At 45.4% G+C, this 18,362-nt stretch carries 12 protein-coding genes; 8 read left to right on the forward strand and 4 right to left on the reverse strand.

The window, feature by feature from the left end; all coding sequences use genetic code 11:
* Nucleotides 1–136: 136 nt before the first annotated feature.
* Nucleotides 137–1,852, reverse strand: coding sequence for a DUF6377 domain-containing protein (locus DXD78_RS12240; protein WP_005824747.1), 1,716 nt, complete (start codon nt 1,850–1,852; stop codon nt 137–139).
* Nucleotides 1,853–2,292: 440 nt separating this feature from the next.
* Between DXD78_RS12240 and DXD78_RS12245 the strand changes: the two genes are divergently transcribed.
* Genes DXD78_RS12245 through DXD78_RS12260 form a run of 4 tightly spaced genes read left to right on the forward strand, consistent with a single transcriptional unit; the run spans nt 2,293 to nt 9,655 of the window.
* Complete coding sequence (locus DXD78_RS12245) at nt 2,293–5,208, forward strand: SusC/RagA family TonB-linked outer membrane protein (protein WP_370448314.1); 2,916 nt, start codon at nt 2,293–2,295, stop codon at nt 5,206–5,208.
* An 18-nt stretch (nt 5,209–5,226) separates the two neighbouring features.
* Nucleotides 5,227–6,753 carry a RagB/SusD family nutrient uptake outer membrane protein gene (locus tag DXD78_RS12250; RefSeq protein ID WP_005834883.1) on the forward strand — a complete coding sequence of 509 codons (1,527 nt, stop codon included), beginning with the start codon at nt 5,227–5,229 and terminating at the stop codon, nt 6,751–6,753.
* A gap of 31 nt (nt 6,754–6,784) precedes the next feature.
* The gene (locus DXD78_RS12255) at nt 6,785–8,296 is read left to right on the forward strand and encodes a glycoside hydrolase family 30 beta sandwich domain-containing protein (RefSeq protein ID WP_117652758.1); all 1,512 of its coding nucleotides are present in this window, start codon (nt 6,785–6,787) and stop codon (nt 8,294–8,296) included.
* A 27-nt stretch (nt 8,297–8,323) separates the two neighbouring features.
* On the forward strand, nt 8,324–9,655 hold the full coding sequence (locus DXD78_RS12260) for a DUF5125 domain-containing protein (RefSeq protein WP_005834880.1): 1,332 nt from the start codon (nt 8,324–8,326) through the stop codon (nt 9,653–9,655).
* 93 nt (nt 9,656–9,748) lie between these two features.
* Here the strand turns inward: DXD78_RS12260 and DXD78_RS12265 are convergent, their stop codons facing one another.
* Entirely contained in the window at nt 9,749–10,093 is a 345-nt protein-coding gene (locus tag DXD78_RS12265) for a hypothetical protein (protein ID WP_005834878.1), read from the reverse strand.
* A complete protein-coding gene (locus DXD78_RS12270; protein WP_005824736.1) occupies nt 10,090–10,398 on the reverse strand; it encodes a septum formation initiator family protein in 309 nt (102 codons plus the stop codon). Before DXD78_RS12270 ends, DXD78_RS12265 begins: the two co-directional genes overlap by 4 nt.
* A 142-nt stretch (nt 10,399–10,540) precedes the next feature.
* On the opposite strand from DXD78_RS12270, the gene DXD78_RS12275 reads away from it, so the two are divergent.
* The 4 genes from DXD78_RS12275 to DXD78_RS12290 all read left to right on the forward strand — a co-directional run bounded on the left by DXD78_RS12275 (nt 10,541) and on the right by DXD78_RS12290 (nt 16,734).
* Entirely contained in the window at nt 10,541–12,355 is a 1,815-nt protein-coding gene (locus tag DXD78_RS12275; RefSeq protein ID WP_005824735.1) for a DNA polymerase III subunit gamma/tau, read from the forward strand.
* Between the two features lie 154 nt (nt 12,356–12,509).
* Nucleotides 12,510–14,369 carry a sensor histidine kinase gene (locus DXD78_RS12280; protein ID WP_057097715.1) on the forward strand — a complete coding sequence of 620 codons (1,860 nt, stop codon included), beginning with the start codon at nt 12,510–12,512 and terminating at the stop codon, nt 14,367–14,369.
* On the forward strand, nt 14,366–16,327 hold the full coding sequence (locus DXD78_RS12285) for a HAMP domain-containing sensor histidine kinase (RefSeq protein WP_057258909.1): 1,962 nt from the start codon (nt 14,366–14,368) through the stop codon (nt 16,325–16,327). Before DXD78_RS12280 ends, DXD78_RS12285 begins: the two co-directional genes overlap by 4 nt.
* A 236-nt stretch (nt 16,328–16,563) precedes the next feature.
* Nucleotides 16,564–16,734 carry a DUF362 domain-containing protein gene (locus DXD78_RS12290; RefSeq protein WP_005834872.1) on the forward strand — a complete coding sequence of 57 codons (171 nt, stop codon included), beginning with the start codon at nt 16,564–16,566 and terminating at the stop codon, nt 16,732–16,734.
* 383 nt (nt 16,735–17,117) lie between these two features.
* Here DXD78_RS12290 and DXD78_RS12295 read toward each other — a convergent pair whose 3' ends face one another.
* On the reverse strand, nt 17,118–18,311 hold the full coding sequence (locus DXD78_RS12295) for a pyridoxal phosphate-dependent aminotransferase (RefSeq protein WP_117652759.1): 1,194 nt from the start codon (nt 18,309–18,311) through the stop codon (nt 17,118–17,120).
* Between the last annotated feature and the right edge of the window lie 51 nt (nt 18,312–18,362).

The following is an 18,362-nucleotide window of genomic DNA, read 5'->3' on the forward strand; positions in this document are numbered from 1 at the left end:
ACAGCTGTGGTAAGAAAAGAACATTGCTGTGGAAAGATTAGTTTTTAGAGAAAAACAAGGTAGTACATCGCAGTTTTTTTCCTAACTCTTAGGTGTCATCTACGCACCATACTGCGACAATCAGTAGAAGCCTTTATCAAATCCACTTCTGTGCCCTACCCAAAGAACGCACAACGGCAGCAAACTCTTCCCGAGGAATGATAGCCTTATTACGTGTTTTCAAACGATTATTATAAACGGTCTGAGGTGAATAATGCAAGAATTCGGCAATCTTCACACTATCAGTGATACCTAAACGCACCAAAGCATAAATGCGCAATTCCGTATTCAGTAACTCACCATCTTTTAGCACAATCTGCTCGTCAGGATGGAGCAAGGCATTGAAGTCACTTACAAAATCCGGATAAATGTGCAAGAAGATAGCATCAAAGTTATGATAGAACTCTTTCAACTCATTCTGTGCCATAGAATGAGTATCGGTTAATGCTTTCACATCCTCCAACTGGTTTGCCTTAAGCTTACGATTGATATTTTTCCGATACTCATCCAGCTTACTGATATAATTGGAACAAATGGAAAAGACATAACCTATGTATTCCTCCTTCACATAGTTGGATTCACGAAGCTGATTATTGGTATCCCTCAACTGTTCATTCAAAGAAGTAAGCTGTACATTCGTTTCTGCCACTTGTCCGTGCATTTTCGAAAGCTCTTCCACATGCTTATTCAAGCGGTTGTTTGCCTCATTCAGCTGTTGGCGCGACTGCTTCAACCGCTTCATCTGCTTGTATATATATAGGAAGGCAAACAAGGATATCAAAGACAAGACACTGACCAGTACCAAATACATACGTAACCGCGCTTCTTGCCTCTGATTACGTTCCTGATAGATCTGATGAATGGTGTCCTGCACCGCAGAGATGCCCACTACCCTCACCCGGTTCCGATATGCCAAGGCATTCTGCAAGCAGTAACTCATGTAGACATAAGCATGGTCAATATCACCCAAACTAAAAAGTACCCCCGCCAGCTCTTCCAACGAAGCAATATCTTTATTGGAGATACGTACATCGGCCATAGCAGAATATATCAGGTAAGTCAGATAATTTTCCTGCTCATCGGACTCGCGATAAAAGCAGGCCAGCACGTAAGCATTCATGGCATCGCGCCGAGTGTCGAATGCAGAATTAAGAATTCCCTTCTGCAAACGTTCTTTAAAAACATACATACTGTCCGTACCTTGTACTACCTGCCCTTTATACCACAAGAACAAGGGGTCTTCAGGGGTAAGAACCATATTCAAAGAGTCCTTGTAAACACGCTCCAACTGTGCATAATGTTCATGCAAAGTACCCATTTCACTACCGGTATACTGATTGAAATGCGAATACAGATACAACATTTGTCCGTAATAGTCCACTAACAATTCTTTGGGGAGCGAACCGCCCGAGACTCCGTCCAACTCATCCTGGGCTTCTTTCAACAGACCGGTGGCAGCCAACAGAAAAGACTTTTTTATCTTCCACTCCATCTGCCGGTATTTATCATTCTGCTTATAAACTATGTCCAAATTGCCTGCCACATAATTCATTGCAGAATCGGCATTATAGACACAATACTCATCATAAAGATTTTTATTCAGCCAATATCTCTCCTCCAAAGTACGCACATCCTTTCGCAACTTGTGCAACTGGGCAATCTTCGCCTCTTTAAGCATAGCAAACGTGTTTTTTTGCGCAATCAGAGAATCAAGACGCACCAGCAGTTCTTTTATCTTTTCACTGTAAGGTGCCGCATTCAGAAAGGTACACCCCATCAGCAAAAATAGTAAAGCTATGATTTTTCTTTTCATTTCTATTATCTATATAAGGCTGAGAGCACAAAGATAAATTAATCTATCTAAACATAAACTACCTCCACCCTAAAAAGTACATGAAATTTAAGAGATATTTCGACCGCTCAAAGCGACAAAACAGTATATACAGACCTCCTTCCATAGTGGCCGACCTTTACTTTACACAGTAATCAGCAAGAACACAACTTATTATATATCTGATATTTACATTTCACACAGACTTACTTCTCCATATTACCTGCCTATCGGACGAATAGGGTTGTCCGCTATCTTTGCAGCACAGAAAGAAAAGTGTACTATGGAAAACCACCAATCTCTATTAGGACATACTTTTCTAATAATAAATTAAATCTTTCAATTAAAGTACTATGAGAATGATTACAAGAAATCTTCTTACGCGGAGTTACAAGCTCCTTTTGACATTACTCGTACTGCTAATGTCAACAAATGCATTTGCCCAACGATTGACAGCTACGGGTAAAGTAACAGATGCTGCAGGCCTGGAGGTCATTGGCGCATCCGTATTGGAAAAGGGTACCGCCAACGGTGTTGTTACCAATCTGGACGGGGAGTTTTCCCTGAGTGTAGGACAGAATGCCACACTGGTAATATCCTTCATCGGCTACAAAACGATAGAGGTAAAAGCAACCACCAACATGAATATCACATTGCAGGAAGATAACGAACTGCTGGACGAAGTGGTAGTTATCGGTTATGGAAGTGTGAAGCGTAAAGACGTAACCACAGCCGTATCCACGGTTTCTACAAAGGATTTGGACCAACGCCCCATTGTATCGGCAGCCCAAGCCCTGCAAGGCAAAGCAGCCGGCGTGTCGGTTATGCAACCCAGCGGTGAACCGGGCGGAGGCATGAGCATCCGCGTACGTGGTACCACCTCATTCAACGGCAGCAACGACCCGCTCTACGTAGTGGACGGTGTGCCCGTGGACAACATCAACTTTCTCTCTCCCAACGACATTGAAAGTCTCTCTATCCTAAAGGATGCCTCATCGGCAGCCATCTATGGTTCGCGTGCAGCCAACGGTGTGGTACTGATTACGACCAAAGCCGGAGCAGAAGGCAATGCCAAAGTGGCACTGAACGTACAATATGGTATGACGAAAGTAGCCAAGAGCATGGATGCCCTGAATACAGAACAATACCGTGAGTTACAGGAAGAAATCGGGGCTGTCAACCCCGCTGCCCTTGAAGGTCTAACAGACCAGACAGACTGGTTTGATGAAGTTTACAAAACCGGACAGACCCAAAACTACCAGGTGTCCGTATCTAACGGAAACGAAAAGATGAAATACTTCCTCTCTGCCGGTTATCTGAATGAAAAAGGCATTTTGGAAGGCACGTACTTCAAACGATATAGCTTCCGTGCCAACATTGACAACCAGATACGCAGTTGGCTGAACGTAAGTGCCAATATCTCCTACTCCGACAATATCGGAAACACCGGCATCATTTCCGGTACGGGTGCCAACCGTGGCGGTGTAGTCCTCTCGGTTATCAACACACCGACCTATGCTCCTATTTGGGACCCTGAAAAGCCGAATCAATACAATAAGAACTTCTACGGGGTAAATATCATGAACCCGATGGAAAACCTGGCCCGCCAGAAAAACAACAAGAACAAGGAGAACCGCCTCATCGCATCCGGAGCCGCTACCATCAGCTTTCTGCCCAACCTGAAGTTGAAATCATCCGTAGCCCTGGACCGCCGTAACGGTGTAAGCACCACATTCCTCGATCCAATATCGACCACCGACGGACGCAACAGCTTCGGTACAGCTTCCGACAACCGAAACATGAATACCGTATTGGTTTTCGACAATATATTGACTTACAACACCAACATCAAGAAACATGGTATCGACGTCATGGCAGGTTCTTCCTATACCAAATCGGACTATACCAACAGCTGGATAAACGGCTCACACTTCCGGGACGATAAGATACAGACTCTGAATGCCGCCAATAAAATTTCATGGGACGGTACCGGAACAGGAGCTTCACAGTGGGCTATCTCTTCCTATTTCGCCCGCGTGTCCTACAATTATGACAGCAAGTACATGCTTACCATGAACATGCGTGCCGACGGTTCGTCCAAACTGCATCCCGACCATCGTTGGGGCATTTTCCCGTCCTTCTCGGCTGCCTGGCGCATTTCATCGGAAAAATTCATGAAAGACATCACTTGGATTGATGACCTGAAACTCCGTGGCGGCTGGGGACAGACCGGTAACCAAAGCGGCATAGGCGATTACTCGTATCTGCAACGCTACAACATCAACCGCATACCGTGGTTCGAAGAGGGCAACGACCATGCTGTTCCCGGCATCAGCCAGGCCAACCTGAGAACAAGTGACCTGAAATGGGAAACCACCAGCCAGACCAACATCGGCCTTGACCTGACCGTACTGAACAACAGACTGACCTTCAGCATGGACTACTATTACAAGAAAACCACAGACATGTTGATGAACGTAAGTCTGCCTGCGGGTGCGGCAGCAACCACCAGCATCACCCGTAACGAAGGCGAGATGACCAACAAGGGATTCGAGTTCGCCATCAACTCCCACAACCTGACCGGCGAGTTTTCCTGGGATACAGACTTCAACATTTCTTTCAATAAGAACAAGCTGACCAAGCTGTCATTGCAGAAAATCTATACCGCAGCAAGCAGTGCCGAGGTGGTGAAAGAGAATATCGTACGCAATGAGCCCGGACGTCCTTTGGGTGGTTTCTACGGTTACATCAGCGACGGCGTAGACCCTGAAACCGGTAACCTGATCTATCGCGACCTTAACGAAGACGGCAAGATTTCCACTTCCGACCGTACCTATATCGGCGACCCGAACCCCGACTTCATCTACGGATTGACAAACACCTTTACATGGAAAGACCTCAGCCTGAGCATCTTCATCCAGGGAAGCTACGGAAACGACATCTTCAATGTGTCCCGTATGGAAACCGAAGGCATGTACGACGGCAAAAACCAGTCAACGGAAGTATTGAAACGCTGGAGAATCCCCGGACAGATTACGAATGTCCCGAAAGCCAACTTCAACATCAAGAACTCCACTTATTTTGTAGAAGACGGCAGCTACCTGCGTGTCAAAGACATTTCACTCTCTTACAACATCCGTTGCCGCCAGTTCAAGAAATGGGGTATCAGCCGCGTACAGCCTTACTTTACCGCCAGCAACTTGCTGACCTGGACCAGCTATTCAGGTATGGGCCCCGAAGTGAACCAATATGGCAACAGCGGTTCTGTACAGGGCATCGACTATGGAACTTACCCGCAGAGCAAATCATTCGTTTTCGGTATCAATGTTGAATTCTAAAAAAGGAAGAAATAACTTATGAAACTAAACCATATATATAAAAGTATAGCTTGCGGTGTATTGTTGGCAATGACCGCAACCTCATGTGACTTGGACTATAATCCGGTAGACACCTACTCGGATGTAACGGAAGGAGTGAACAAAACTGATGAAAAGCCTATTTTCAACAGTGTGCAAGACGTGGAAACTTCAATGGTAACCCTTCACAAAAAATTTCGTGACCGGCAGGAGCACTGGTATGTCGACAAACTGCTTATCGGTGACGCTCATTCCGATAATGCCTACGCCGGAACAACGGGGGCCGAAGTGGTGCCTTACGAAACCAACTCCATTGAAGGCTCTAATTCTGTACTAAAACGTGACTGGGACCGTTTCTTAGGCGACATTGCCGTTGCCAACCGCATCATCGTGGGCTGTGACCAGCTCAAGGCACTCAGTGAAAGTGAACGCGGCAAGTATCAGTCACAAGCCAAGATATTCCGTGCCATGGTCATGTTCGATATGGTACGCTTATGGGGTAACTTCCCGGTCATCACTACCGTGGGCGGTGACATTACCGAAGACAACGTAGAAGAAATGTACCCGACCTATTTTCCTCCACAGAATACGGCTGAAGAGGCTTACGCCCAAATAGAGAAAGACCTGACTGAAGCAGTGGAAAACCCCAACACACCGACAAACGACACATCAGACAAGAGCATACTTACCAAATCGGTGGCACGTGCCATGCTTGCCAAGGTCTATGCAGAAAAACCTCTGCGCGATTATGCAAAGGTTATCAAATATGCCGATGAACTTGCTGCCGACGGCTTCGACCTCGTGGAAGACTTCAGCGACCTTTGGGCGTATGATACGGAAAAAAAAGACTGCCGGGTACGCAATACCAAGGAGGCAATTCTCGAAGCCCACTTTCCTCCCGGCTCCGGCAACTGGTGTACTTGGATGTTCGGCCGTAACTTGAGCAACTGGGATGAAAGTTTCACCTGGGCCAAATGGATTACCCCTTCCCGTGACCTTATCCGCCTCTATGAAGAGCAAGGAGACACGAAACGTTACAATGAATCTGTTGTATGGTATGACTGCGGATGGAGCAACTATTATCCGGCAGACCATTATGCCTTCATGTACAAATGCCGCTCTGCGTTCAACAGCATTATCTATCTGCGATATGCCGATATCCTGCTCCTCAAAGCCGAAGCAAAAATTATGGGAGAGGCTCCCGACCTGAACGGTGCAGCCGACATCATCGACCGCATCCGCAACCGCGCCGGACTGGGCAAACTTCCACAAAGCACCCGCAGCAGTAAAGAAGCATTGCTCCAAGCTTATATGGACGAACGCCGCATGGAGCTTGCCTTTGAAGGACAGCGCTGGTACGACCTTTGCCGCCTCAATAAGGTAGAAGAAGTGATGAACGCCGTTTACGCCAAAGACAGCGGCCGCCATGCACAAGAAAATCTGTTCAATGAGAACTCCTATCTGCTGGCTATTCCCCAAGGAGCCATCGACCAGAACGAAAATCTGATACAGAACCCGGGCTATTAATACTAATGAGTAATATAAAAATCAATTGAATATGAATTTAAGAAATATATTCACTACCGCATTAGGCTGCTTCACCATACTGGCAGCCTGCGGCAATGACAATGACAGTAACATCACCCCTACACCGGAACCCAAGCCAGACCAACCCACGGAAGAGGCAAAGGATGTTACCCTCTATGTAACGAACACCAGTCGTACTTATGATTTGACAAAGTCCGGGCTGACCTTCGGCACCGGAAGCAACATGTCACCTTCTACCGTGACACTTGACCCTGCCACCCGCTATCAGGAAATGGACGGTTTCGGTGCAGCCATCACCGGCTCTACCGGTTACAACCTGATGCAGATGACACAAGAGAACCGCACGAAGTTTCTGACTGAAACATTCTCGGACAAAGAAGGCTATGGCTTCAGCTATGTACGTATTGCCATCGGTTGTTCCGACTTCTCATTCAGTGAATTCACTTGCTGTGACGAAAAGGGGCTTGAGCACTTTGCCCTTCCGATGGAAGACACCAAATATGTGATTCCTATATTGAAGGAAATTCTGGCAATCAATCCTGCCGTCAAAATAATTGCCGCTCCCTGGACATGTCCGAAGTGGATGAAAGTGAAAAGCCTGGAGGAACGTGTACCCTTTGACTCATGGACCAGCGGACACTTGAACCCCGAATATTACAGAACGTATGGCGACTATTTCGTAAAATGGATACAAGCTTTCGAAAAGGAAGGCATCAAAATCCACGCTGTGACTCCGCAGAACGAACCGCTGAACCACGGTAACTCAGCATCCTTGTTCATGGGATGGGAAGAAGCCCGTGACTTCATCAAGACCGGCCTGGGCCCTGCCTTCAAAGAAGCCGGAGTTACTACAAAGATTTATGTTTTCGACCATAACTACAACTACGACAATCTGGCCGACCAAAAAAGTTACCCTACCAAGATTTATGATGATGCGGAAGCCTCACAATACATTGCGGGCGCTGCCTACCATAATTATGGCGGTAACCGTTCTGAGTTGCTGAATATCCACAAACTCTATCCCAACAAGGAACTGCTTTTTACGGAAACCTCCATCGGTACTTGGAACTCCGGTCGCGATTTGGAAGCACGCCTGCTTAACGATATGGAAGAAATAGCATTGGGAACAGCCAACAACTGGTGCCGCGGCACCATTGTGTGGAATCTGATGTTAGACAGTGACCTGGGACCGGTAAGCCCCTCAGATGGTTCTTGCAAGACCTGCTACGGTGCAGTGGATATTGACAATACAAACTATTCTAAAATTGTCCGTAATTCCCATTATTACCTTATCGGGCACATGTCTTCAGTCGTGAAACCGGGAGCTGTACGTATCGGAACGACCGGTTACACAGCCAACGGAATCACCTACTCCGCCTTCGAGAATACGGACGGTACCTATGCATTCGTATTGGCAAACAACAATGCAGATGCCAAGCGAATCACCGTAAGCGACGGCACACACTACTTTTCCTACGAAGTTCCGGCCAAAGCAGTCGTTTCTTACCGTTGGAAAAAATAAAACTAATAATTTAAACAGAAGATTATAATGAAAAGCTTAAAATACTATCTAATGGCATTGGCAGGCATAGCCATGCTGAATGCTTGCAGCGATGACGATCCGGTTCCCGGCAACCCGACAATGGACTTTCAGGCAGAACCTTCTTCAGCCTTGTTCGGAGACAGTCTGCCTTTTACAATCAAGGCATCGGACGCAGATGTACCCCTTTCCACGTTAAAAGCGCGGTTATACTTCAGCGACGAAATGGTGTCAGAGACTATAATCCGTACAAAAGTAAACGGTCAAGACTATACCGGGAAAATATATGTTCCCTATCTGGCAAATATTCCCAACGGAACAGCTACATTGAAGTTCATTCTGCAGAACATCAATTTCACAATTACAGAAAAAAGCTATGACGTGGCGCTGAGTCGTCCGGACTTCCCCTACCTAACTCTGATTTCCGGAGACCAAGAATACCGCATGGAAAAAGTCGCAGCCAATCAGTATAGCGTGACCGGTGAATTTGCACAAAAAGTGAAAGGTTACATCAAAGCTCCTAAAGTAGGCGCCAACGGGAATGAAATCAACTTCGGATGGAGCAACGGTGCCATTACACAAGGTACCTCCAGTGAAATTACCTTCTCCAATCTGTCAGCTGGAGAATATTCCATCTCCTTCAATACGTTGACTTATGCAGCCGCTCCTTTCGTGAAACTACTGCTGAACGGTTCTGAAATGGAGATGGTGGATGATGACCATTACAGCATCGACCTCAATCTGAAGCAAGGGGACAACATCACTGCAGACATTCCCAACTTCGACCAATATTGGATAGACCCCGACTTCTTCGAAAAGAATGAAGACGGTTCGCTGAAGTTCCTGCCCATCGATGGAACTTATCGCGTCATTGCCAACCTGGCCCTGAATTATCTGGAAGTATTGAAAATGAACGGAACAAGCACCGCCACTCTGAACGATGACGGAACCGGCGCCCTTTGGATTATCGGTGACGGTATCGGTAAACCTTCCGTAGCGACCAATGCCGTAGGTTGGACCACAGAGAAAGGACTCTGTATGTCACAGATTGAAGCGAAGAAGTATCAGGTAACAGTAGTAGCGGGAGAGCAAATCAAATCTGATGACATCAACTTCAAGTTCTTCCACCAGCAAGGTTGGGGAGGTGAATATAAAAACGATGCCTTGTCTACCACCAGTGACTTAGTATTTATAGGTGACGGTACCAACGGACGTGATGCCGGCAACTTGGGCCTCGTAGAAGGCAAAAGCCTGGAAAACGGTGTCGCTTACCGGTTCACAGTTGACGTAACGGCAGGTGTCTCTTCGGCAGTTCTGACAGTAGAAAAGGTAGAAAGATAGACGGATAACGCAGAAGATTAACTAAATGAGAAAGGGGCTGGCTCTATAAAAGAGTTCAGCCCCTCTTGTTTATGCAGAATATATGTTCCGGATTTAGCTTAAACCTTCTTTCGCCTCTTCTTGTGGAATACGTATCGAAGTGTAAAGCTCAAGAATGGCGGCTATCGTCAGAGACACAATCCATTCATTGCCCCTTGTAAAGAGCATGAATGCCCCCGTAAGCACCAGCAAAAGCGCACCGAATATTTGCTGTCGGCGCAGGCGTTTGACAGTGGGACTTTTACATTTGGACGGAGAATTAATTTGGGCCAAAGCAACCATCGTAGCGCCGATAGTATATATATAAGGTGAAAGAGGCCAGCCCGTGATATAAACGGCAGCTCCTGCCAAGAGCATCACGGCCCCTACTGCGAAAAGGGCAGGTATCAGTTGTTTCATTCTTCTATATCTTCTTCAAATACATAAATATCCTCATTGGGCTTTTTCATCAGATACTTCTCACGGGCAATCCGTTCGATGGCACCGGAGTCGACGGCAAGCTCATTGAGCCGTTCGGTATTCTCCTCGTATTCCTTGCGGTACTTTTCTATTTCATCGCGCAGACGGCTTTCTTCCCGGGCGTAACCCAAACGGCGTACAACACTGTTCTCATCCAGGAACCCGATAATTACAGCAAACAACGCAAGCGTAATCAAATATTTATGCTTGCGGACAAAAGACCAAAGAGAAGCAAGTTTATCCATCTCGTTATCTACTATTTAGCAATTTATCATTCATGATGGAGCTTGTCCATCATATAACTTCACGTCACAAAGATAAGAGGAATAACCGAAAGATTTCTTTTTTTTGTGTACATTTGCACAAAAAGCAAAGAATATCCCGAATATGGAAAACTATATCGTATCTGCACGGAAATATCGTCCCTCGACCTTTGAGTCTGTGGTAGGCCAACGTGCACTGACCACTACCTTGAAGAACGCCATTGCCACCGGAAAATTGGCGCATGCCTATCTTTTTTGCGGTCCAAGAGGCGTGGGAAAAACAACTTGTGCCCGTATCTTTGCTAAAACAATCAACTGCATGAGCCCCACAGCAGACGGCGAGGCATGCAACCAATGTGAATCCTGCACTGCCTTCAATGAGCAGCGCTCCTACAATATCCATGAGCTGGATGCCGCCTCAAACAACTCTGTGGATGACATCCGCCAATTGGTGGAGCAGGTACGCATTCCACCTCAGATAGGCAAATACAAAGTATATATCATTGACGAGGTACATATGCTGTCCGCCTCGGCTTTCAATGCTTTCCTGAAAACACTGGAAGAGCCTCCACGCCATGCCATATTCATCCTTGCCACTACCGAGAAGCACAAGATATTGCCCACCATCCTTTCACGCTGCCAAATATATGATTTCAGCCGGATTGGTGTGGAAGATACCGTAGCACACCTCGCATATGTCGCCTCCAAAGAAGGTATCACTGCTGAACCGGAAGCGTTGAATGTCATTGCCCTCAAAGCAGACGGCGGTATGCGCGACGCACTATCCATCTTCGACCAGGTGGTAAGCTTCACCGGAGGACACATCACCTATAAGAGCGTGATTGAAAACCTCAATGTGCTGGACTATGAATACTACTTCAAACTAACCGGATTCTTTCTTGAGAACAAAATCAGTGACGCGTTGCTATTACTGAATGATGTGCTCAACAAAGGCTTCGACGGCAGCCACTTCATCACCGGACTTTCATCCCACCTGCGCGACTTGCTTGTCAGCAAAGACCCGGCGACACTGCCGTTGCTTGAAGTGGGCGCAAGCATCCGCGAACGTTACCAAGCACAAGCACAGCAATGCCCCCTCCCTTTTCTTTACCGTGCCATGAAGCTCTGCAACGATTGTGACCTGAACTACCGTGCCAGTAAAAACAAACGGCTACTGGTAGAGCTCACTCTGATACAAGTGGCACAACTGACCGCCGAGGAGGACGACGGTGCCAATGGGCGCAGCCCTAAACAAGCTATAAAACCCATATTCACGCAGCCTGCCGCCGCTCAGCAGCCACAGGCCACTGCTGCCATGCCCCAACAAACCGTACAGCCGGCAGTACAGACAAACAGCACTCCCCAACCTGCTGCCACGCAGCATAGTAATGCAACAACTCCACATGCCACACCTGCTGCCGTATTAATGGCGCAAGGGAGAGAAGAGAAAAAAATTCCGGTCATGAAAATGTCCGGATTAGGGGTCTCCATCAAACGCCCCCATATAGAAGAGGAACAAAGAAACCCTTCATCTAACCCTACTGCCGCCCACCAAGCAGCACAACCGGAAGAAGACTACATCTTCAATGAAAGGGATTTGAACTATTACTGGCAGGAGTATGCCGGACGTATGCCCAAGGAGCAAGTAGCCATAGCCAAGCGCATGCAGAACATGCGCATCACTTTAATAAATGACACAACTTTTGAGGCTGTGGTAGACAATGAAATCGTTGCCAAGGAATTTACCGGCATGATACCCACTCTGCAAAATTACCTACGTACCCGGCTAAAGAACCGCAAAGTCACCATGACTGTCCGGATTAGTGCTCCTACTGAAAAGGTACGTGCCTATGGACGCGTTGAAAAATTCCAAATGATGGCACAAAAGAACAGTGCACTATTACAACTAAAAGAAGAGTTTGGTTTGGAACTCTATTAATCCCTTCCAATCGCCTGCATAAAGTTGCTAACAAATTGAGTATAAAGGATAAAAAAACATCTATTTAATTTTTTATTTATTCATTTATATTTATTTTTGCCAATAATAAACAAAAGAGGCAAACAAACATTTGAGAACAAAAACAATTATATGGATGCTATTGGGGCAGATACTGTATACTTCTGTCTTATCAGCACATACAATAGCCAATCAAGAAAAGCAGAGTATTCTGCAATCATTGGTCAAAAGACAAGTTCTCTATGATGACTCTATATCCATAGACAGTGTCATTGCGTGGAGTGAGCAACTTCTTCCCATCCTACAATCAAATGAAGATAGAACAACATATTTTCTATTACAACTTCAATTGGCCAATGCCTATACATTGCGCGGCGATATCAGCTTAGCAACGAACCGGGCACAACTTATGTACGAAGAAGCTAAAGCAACAGACTACCAATTTGGTATGGTAGTGGCCAACCAAGCCATCGGAGACGCCTATAATACAATAGCCAACATGGGGGATAAAGCCCTGGAATCATACCAGGATGCTTTGACTGAACTATCCAACATTTCAGACCAGCATCCATATAGGACACAGCTTCTTTTAAAAATGTCCAACGTTCTGCAACGGAAAGGACGTCTGGAAGAAGCGGAAAAAATCCTGGAAGAGCTGGAGAAAATATTATATCAGGAGCCTGACTACCCGACAGACTTCTTTTTCTGCATCGAAAAGACGAATTTTGCCATTTCCCATGGACACCTCTCACAAGACTATCTTGATGAAGCAAACATCTGGCTCCACAAAATGGACTCCATTTACCAACTGCACCCAGAGAAGTTCTATCGGTTTCACTTGGATTATACCACTGCCGCCTACTATAGAGCCATGGGAAATTGGGACAAACAATACTGGAAACAAGCTCTGGACATCTACTCCAAATTGCAAGCAGAATACTCCGGTAATAAGCGCTCCACGTATTACCGCTGGACTTCGCTGGAAAAAATCTATCTCTGTAAAATACAAGGCATGGCCATGGAAGCCTGCCGAATCTACCAGGAATTGTATCCTCCTATAGATACACTCGCTTCACAAAGCTATATCCGGCAAATCAATACGATAAAGGCAAAATACCAGGTAGATAAGGCAGAGACGGCCAGCAATAACGAATACAATAAAATCATAACCAGCATATTGGTAGGAACGATGGCATTAGTAACGTTATTTGTTCTACTTGCCATCCTACTCAAAAGGCAACGGGAAAAGGTGAAACTCTCCACCCAAAAACTGGCAACATCACGGATAAATGCCGAAAATGCCATGCGTGCAAAAAGCGTGTTCCTCTCGAACATGAGCCACGAAATCCGTACCCCACTCAATGCATTATCGGGCTTTTCATCCCTATTGACGGAAGAGGGACTGGACGATGAGACACGCCGTCAATGCAATGAAGTTATCCAACAGAACTCAGAACTATTGCTGAAGCTTATTAACGACGTGATAGATCTATCGAGTCTTGAATTCGGCAAACTGCAATTCTGTATTGCACTACATGATGCCGTAAGCATCTGCAGAAACGTGATAGATACCGTGAATAAAGTGAAACAGACACAAGCTGAACTCACATTCACCACCGAGCTGGAAGAAATGCCCATCGAGACTGACGACTCACGCCTGCAGCAAGTCCTGATTAACCTACTGATAAATGCTACCAAATTTACCCCACAAGGCAGCATTGTCCTAAAGCTGGAAAAAGAAACGGACGATACCGTACTATTCACCGTAACAGATACCGGTTGCGGCATTCCCAAAGACAAGCAAGCCAACATTTTCCAACGTTTTGAAAAGCTGAATGAGAATGCTCAAGGCAGTGGGTTGGGACTCTCCATATGCCAACTTATCATAGAGCATATCGGCGGACAAATATGGATTGATTCAGAGTATGCCGAAGGCTCACGCTTCTGCTTCACCCATCCCATAAGCCAGAAAGGCAGAAAGGAGAATAAGAAATGAAACAGATATTTACATTGCTCATTGCCTTATGCTGGCTGTTACCGTCCGCACACGCAGATGTGCGACGGACAGAAGCCAAGGATAGCCTGCTACGTATATATCTTGCCTCCCCAGCCGATACCACCAGATTGGAAACCCTATATCAGATAGCACTGCTTGACCAACTGTCACCGACATTCATCTATTACGAGAACAAATTACTGGAAGAGGCCATCGCCCAGAAAAATATACTTTACCAGAGTGCGGCCATATATGCGCACATTATTTATTACTACAACCTACTGGACCAAAAACATGCAGAACAATGGCTGAAGAGGCTCGAACAGTTGTCTGAAGAGCACAACTACTACCGTCATTACTTCAGAGGCAAAAAGATGATGATAGAATTCTATGTCATCAGCCAGAAGATTGAATTAGCCCTCAAACAAGCACAAGACATGTACGACAAGGCTCAAAGTCTTGGCAACCATGACGGTATGCGCGAAGCATGCCTATGCCTGATGACTGGATATTTCAATACCTTACGTTACAAAGAAGGAATCACCTACCTAAACAAGGCTTTTGAACTGACAAGTCCGGATTCCTCCCTTGCCACTCAGATTGATTTATTGACAAAAGCGGTACTGGCTTACTCATATCTGCATGACAATGACAACATGTTCCGGTATCTGGAGGAACTCAACAATGCAAAAAACAGATTGCAGGAAGAAGGCACCACCGTACTGACAAACGGCTATACCAATTTGTATCTGCTCATAGATTTACAATACGCCCTTTACTATACCCGCCTTCAACGTCCTGCGGAAGCATGGGAATATTTGCAGAAAGCAGAGCGGCATCTCAGTACATCTTCATTTCTTCCTTATCGGTTGATACGTTTGGCAGCATATGCCGAATATTACCAACTGACAAAAGAATACGACAAAGCTTTGGTTTATTTAGAAGACGCCATTGAACTTGTAACCCCTATTTCACTGGATGATGCCATGATTTATGGACTTCAGAAAGCGGATATATTAGTAAAGATGGGGTTTCCGGACGACGCACTTCCTGTCTATAAACAAATAACCAAGGCAAAAGATTCGTTATATACAGTATTCTCCACCTCACAGATAGAACAGATACAAAGCCTATATAATATGGACCAACTGCTTTTCCAAAAAGAACAGCGGCAAGCCACTTTTCACCGTATCTGTCTCGTTACCTCCATCATCATCATTATAGCCTTGTTACTTTTCAACCTACATATGTATAGAAGCAGGAAGCGGCTGCAACAAGATGAGAAGGAAATGCGTAAATTGGCAATTATTGCCGAAGAAGCCAACGAAATAAAAAGCCGTTTCCTTGCCAATATGAGTTATAATATCCGTATTCCACTGAACAATGTAGTCGGTTTCTCCCAACTGCTTTCCACCGACAACGAACTGGATGAAGAAGAGCGAAAAGAGTATTCCGGTATTATCCAGACCAATTCGGGTGAGCTTATCCAACTGGTAAACGACGTATTGGACCTCTCACGCCTGGAAGCGAATATGATGAAATTTCAATTGCAGGATTGTAATGTAAAAGAATGGTGCAACGAACTAGGTTGTCTAATACAAATGCGTAGTGAAGGCCGTATCCTCCTGGAACTACAAGTGGAGGTGGGAGATGTGCGTATCCATACCGACGTCAACCGCCTTACACAAATAGTGACAAGTATGCTGCTTTATCCGAACGACTGCAAAGAAACGCGCAAAGTCAGCATGTTCTTGGTCAACCATCCGGACAAACACATCATCGCATGCCGGATAGAGAACAGTCCTATAGCCGATTCCAGGTTTGCCTCTCAAAAAGTATCAGTGCAACAGAAAATCAACCAGTTGTTCTTTGAACATTTCAAAGGTACCTATCAAACCGAGAATGTCGAAGAAGGAGAAATCGCAGTGATTACTTTTACCTATCCGACTCTTTCTTAAAAGTTGAAAATCGGCTTAAGCTCCAGCTAAAGCCAATAGTATCAGAGCAATTCGTTTACGAAATTCAAAAACGAACATTTTTCAGTCTCTGCGGTATGCTGTGTCGCTTTCTCGACTCCTTATTTAGACGACATACAAATTATACGTTTTTAATCAAGATTGATAGCAAGTAATAAAGAAAACCACTATTTTTGCCGAACGAATTAGTACTAATAATAATTTAAATCTAAAAGAAAATGGCTTACGTAATTAGTGACGATTGTATTGCTTGCGGAACTTGTATCGACGAGTGTCCGGTTGGCGCTATCTCTGAAGGTGATATCTATCATATCGACCCTGAGACTTGCACAGAGTGTGGTACTTGTGCAGATGTTTGTCCTTCTGAAGCAATTCATCCGGGAGAATAATACAATCCCAGTATCAAAAACAAAAGCGTGGGTAGATAAACTGCCTGCGCTTTTTTATATCCCCCACGTGAAATTCAGTACCTTCACCCCCCTCATTGTTATTTTCTATATACGGATAATACGTTAGTTCACAGACATGAACACTTTGTTCCATAAGTATAAAACAAAGTGTTCATATAGTAGAAAACAAAATGTTCGTATAATATAAAACAAAGTGTTTATACTGTATGGAACAGAGTGTTCGCTATAATGAAACAAAGTGTTCGTCATAACAAAACAAAGTGTTCGTCATAACAAAACGAACAGTCCGCTTTGATGAAACGAACTGTTCGTGACAGCATGACAGATGTCTTGCTAAAATAAGTTTGTAGAAGAAGTTAGAATCACTTCAGATTAGCCAGTACTTCTTTTATACGACGGATAGCTTCAACTATATTTTCATCGCTGGTTGCATAACTCATACGAATGCATTCGGGAGCTCCGAAAGAAGCACCACCTACGCAAGCCACATGAGCCACTTCCAACAGATACATGGCCAAATCATCTGAATCATTGATTTTACGTTCTCCGGCAGATTTACCGAAGAATGAATCGCATTTAGGGAACAGATAGAAAGCACCTTCCGGTACATTCACCTCGAAACCCGGAACTTCCTTGGCCAACTTTACAATCAAATCACGACGACGCTCGAAAGCCTTGCGCATTTCCTCCACCGGAACTTGTGTACCCGTATAAGCAGCCTCAGCAGCCTTCTGAGATACAGAACAAGGACCGGAAGTATACTGTCCCTGCAATTTATTGCAAGCCTTCACAAGCCATTCCGGACCTGCAATGAAACCGATACGCCAACCAGTCATTGCATATGCTTTGGAAACACCATTCACAATGACCGTACGCTCTTTCATTTCGGGGAATTGTGCTATGCTCTGATGCTTGCCGATATAGTTGATATGTTCGTAAATCTCATCGGCAATCACAACAACCTGCGGATACTTTGCCAATACTGCGGCCAGGCCTGCCAACTCCTCCTTGCTGTACACCGAACCCGTAGGGTTAGAGGGAGAGCAAAGAATCAGCGCCTTTGTCTTCGGGGTGATGGCAGCCTCCAGCTGTGCAGGTGTTATCTTAAAGTCCTGGTCGATACCGGCAGGTACGATAACCGGCGTACCCTCAGCCAACTTTACCATTTCCGGATAACTGACCCAATAGGGAGCAGGTACAATTACTTCGTCACCCGGATTTACCAATACCAGGATTGCATTGCAAACCGACTGCTTGGCACCATTGGCGCAAGAAATTTGTGCGGCGGTATATTCCAGACCGTTTTCCTTCTTCAACTTCTCTACAATTGCATTACGTAAGGCAGGATAACCCGGCACTGGAGAATAGCGAGAAAAGTTATCGTCTATCGCCTTTTTCGCAGCCTCTTTAATGTGGTCGGGAGTATTGAAGTCCGGTTCTCCCACACTCAGGTTAATTACGTCTACGCCTTGAGCCTTCAGCTCTGCGCTCTTTTGAGACATAGCCAGTGTCGCAGAAGGCGACAAACTGTTTAAACGATCTGATAATTGGTTCATTTTGTTACTATTTAATGATTGTTACGCAAATCCGGTTGCAAAATAAGCGAT

The organism is Bacteroides sp. D20, assembly GCF_003436255.1.
Taxonomy (GTDB): Bacteria; Bacteroidota; Bacteroidia; order Bacteroidales; family Bacteroidaceae; genus Bacteroides; species Bacteroides uniformis.

What these genes read in the sequence shown, in the direction of transcription:
- DXD78_RS12290 (WP_005834872.1), top strand. Translation starts at nt 16,564, where the DNA reads ATGGCTTACGTAATTAGTGACGATTGTATTGCTTGCGGAACTTGTATC.
- DXD78_RS12270 (WP_005824736.1), bottom strand. Translation starts at nt 10,398, where the DNA reads ATGGATAAACTTGCTTCTCTTTGGTCTTTTGTCCGCAAGCATAAATAT.
- DXD78_RS12265 (WP_005834878.1), bottom strand. Translation starts at nt 10,093, where the DNA reads ATGAAACAACTGATACCTGCCCTTTTCGCAGTAGGGGCCGTGATGCTC.
- DXD78_RS12275 (WP_005824735.1), top strand. Translation starts at nt 10,541, where the DNA reads ATGGAAAACTATATCGTATCTGCACGGAAATATCGTCCCTCGACCTTT.
- DXD78_RS12285 (WP_057258909.1), top strand. Translation starts at nt 14,366, where the DNA reads ATGAAACAGATATTTACATTGCTCATTGCCTTATGCTGGCTGTTACCG.
- DXD78_RS12295 (WP_117652759.1), bottom strand. Translation starts at nt 18,311, where the DNA reads ATGAACCAATTATCAGATCGTTTAAACAGTTTGTCGCCTTCTGCGACA.
- DXD78_RS12280 (WP_057097715.1), top strand. Translation starts at nt 12,510, where the DNA reads ATGCTATTGGGGCAGATACTGTATACTTCTGTCTTATCAGCACATACA.
- DXD78_RS12250 (WP_005834883.1), top strand. Translation starts at nt 5,227, where the DNA reads ATGAAACTAAACCATATATATAAAAGTATAGCTTGCGGTGTATTGTTG.
- DXD78_RS12240 (WP_005824747.1), bottom strand. Translation starts at nt 1,852, where the DNA reads ATGAAAAGAAAAATCATAGCTTTACTATTTTTGCTGATGGGGTGTACC.
- DXD78_RS12245 (WP_370448314.1), top strand. Translation starts at nt 2,293, where the DNA reads ATGTCAACAAATGCATTTGCCCAACGATTGACAGCTACGGGTAAAGTA.
- DXD78_RS12255 (WP_117652758.1), top strand. Translation starts at nt 6,785, where the DNA reads ATGAATTTAAGAAATATATTCACTACCGCATTAGGCTGCTTCACCATA.
- DXD78_RS12260 (WP_005834880.1), top strand. Translation starts at nt 8,324, where the DNA reads ATGAAAAGCTTAAAATACTATCTAATGGCATTGGCAGGCATAGCCATG.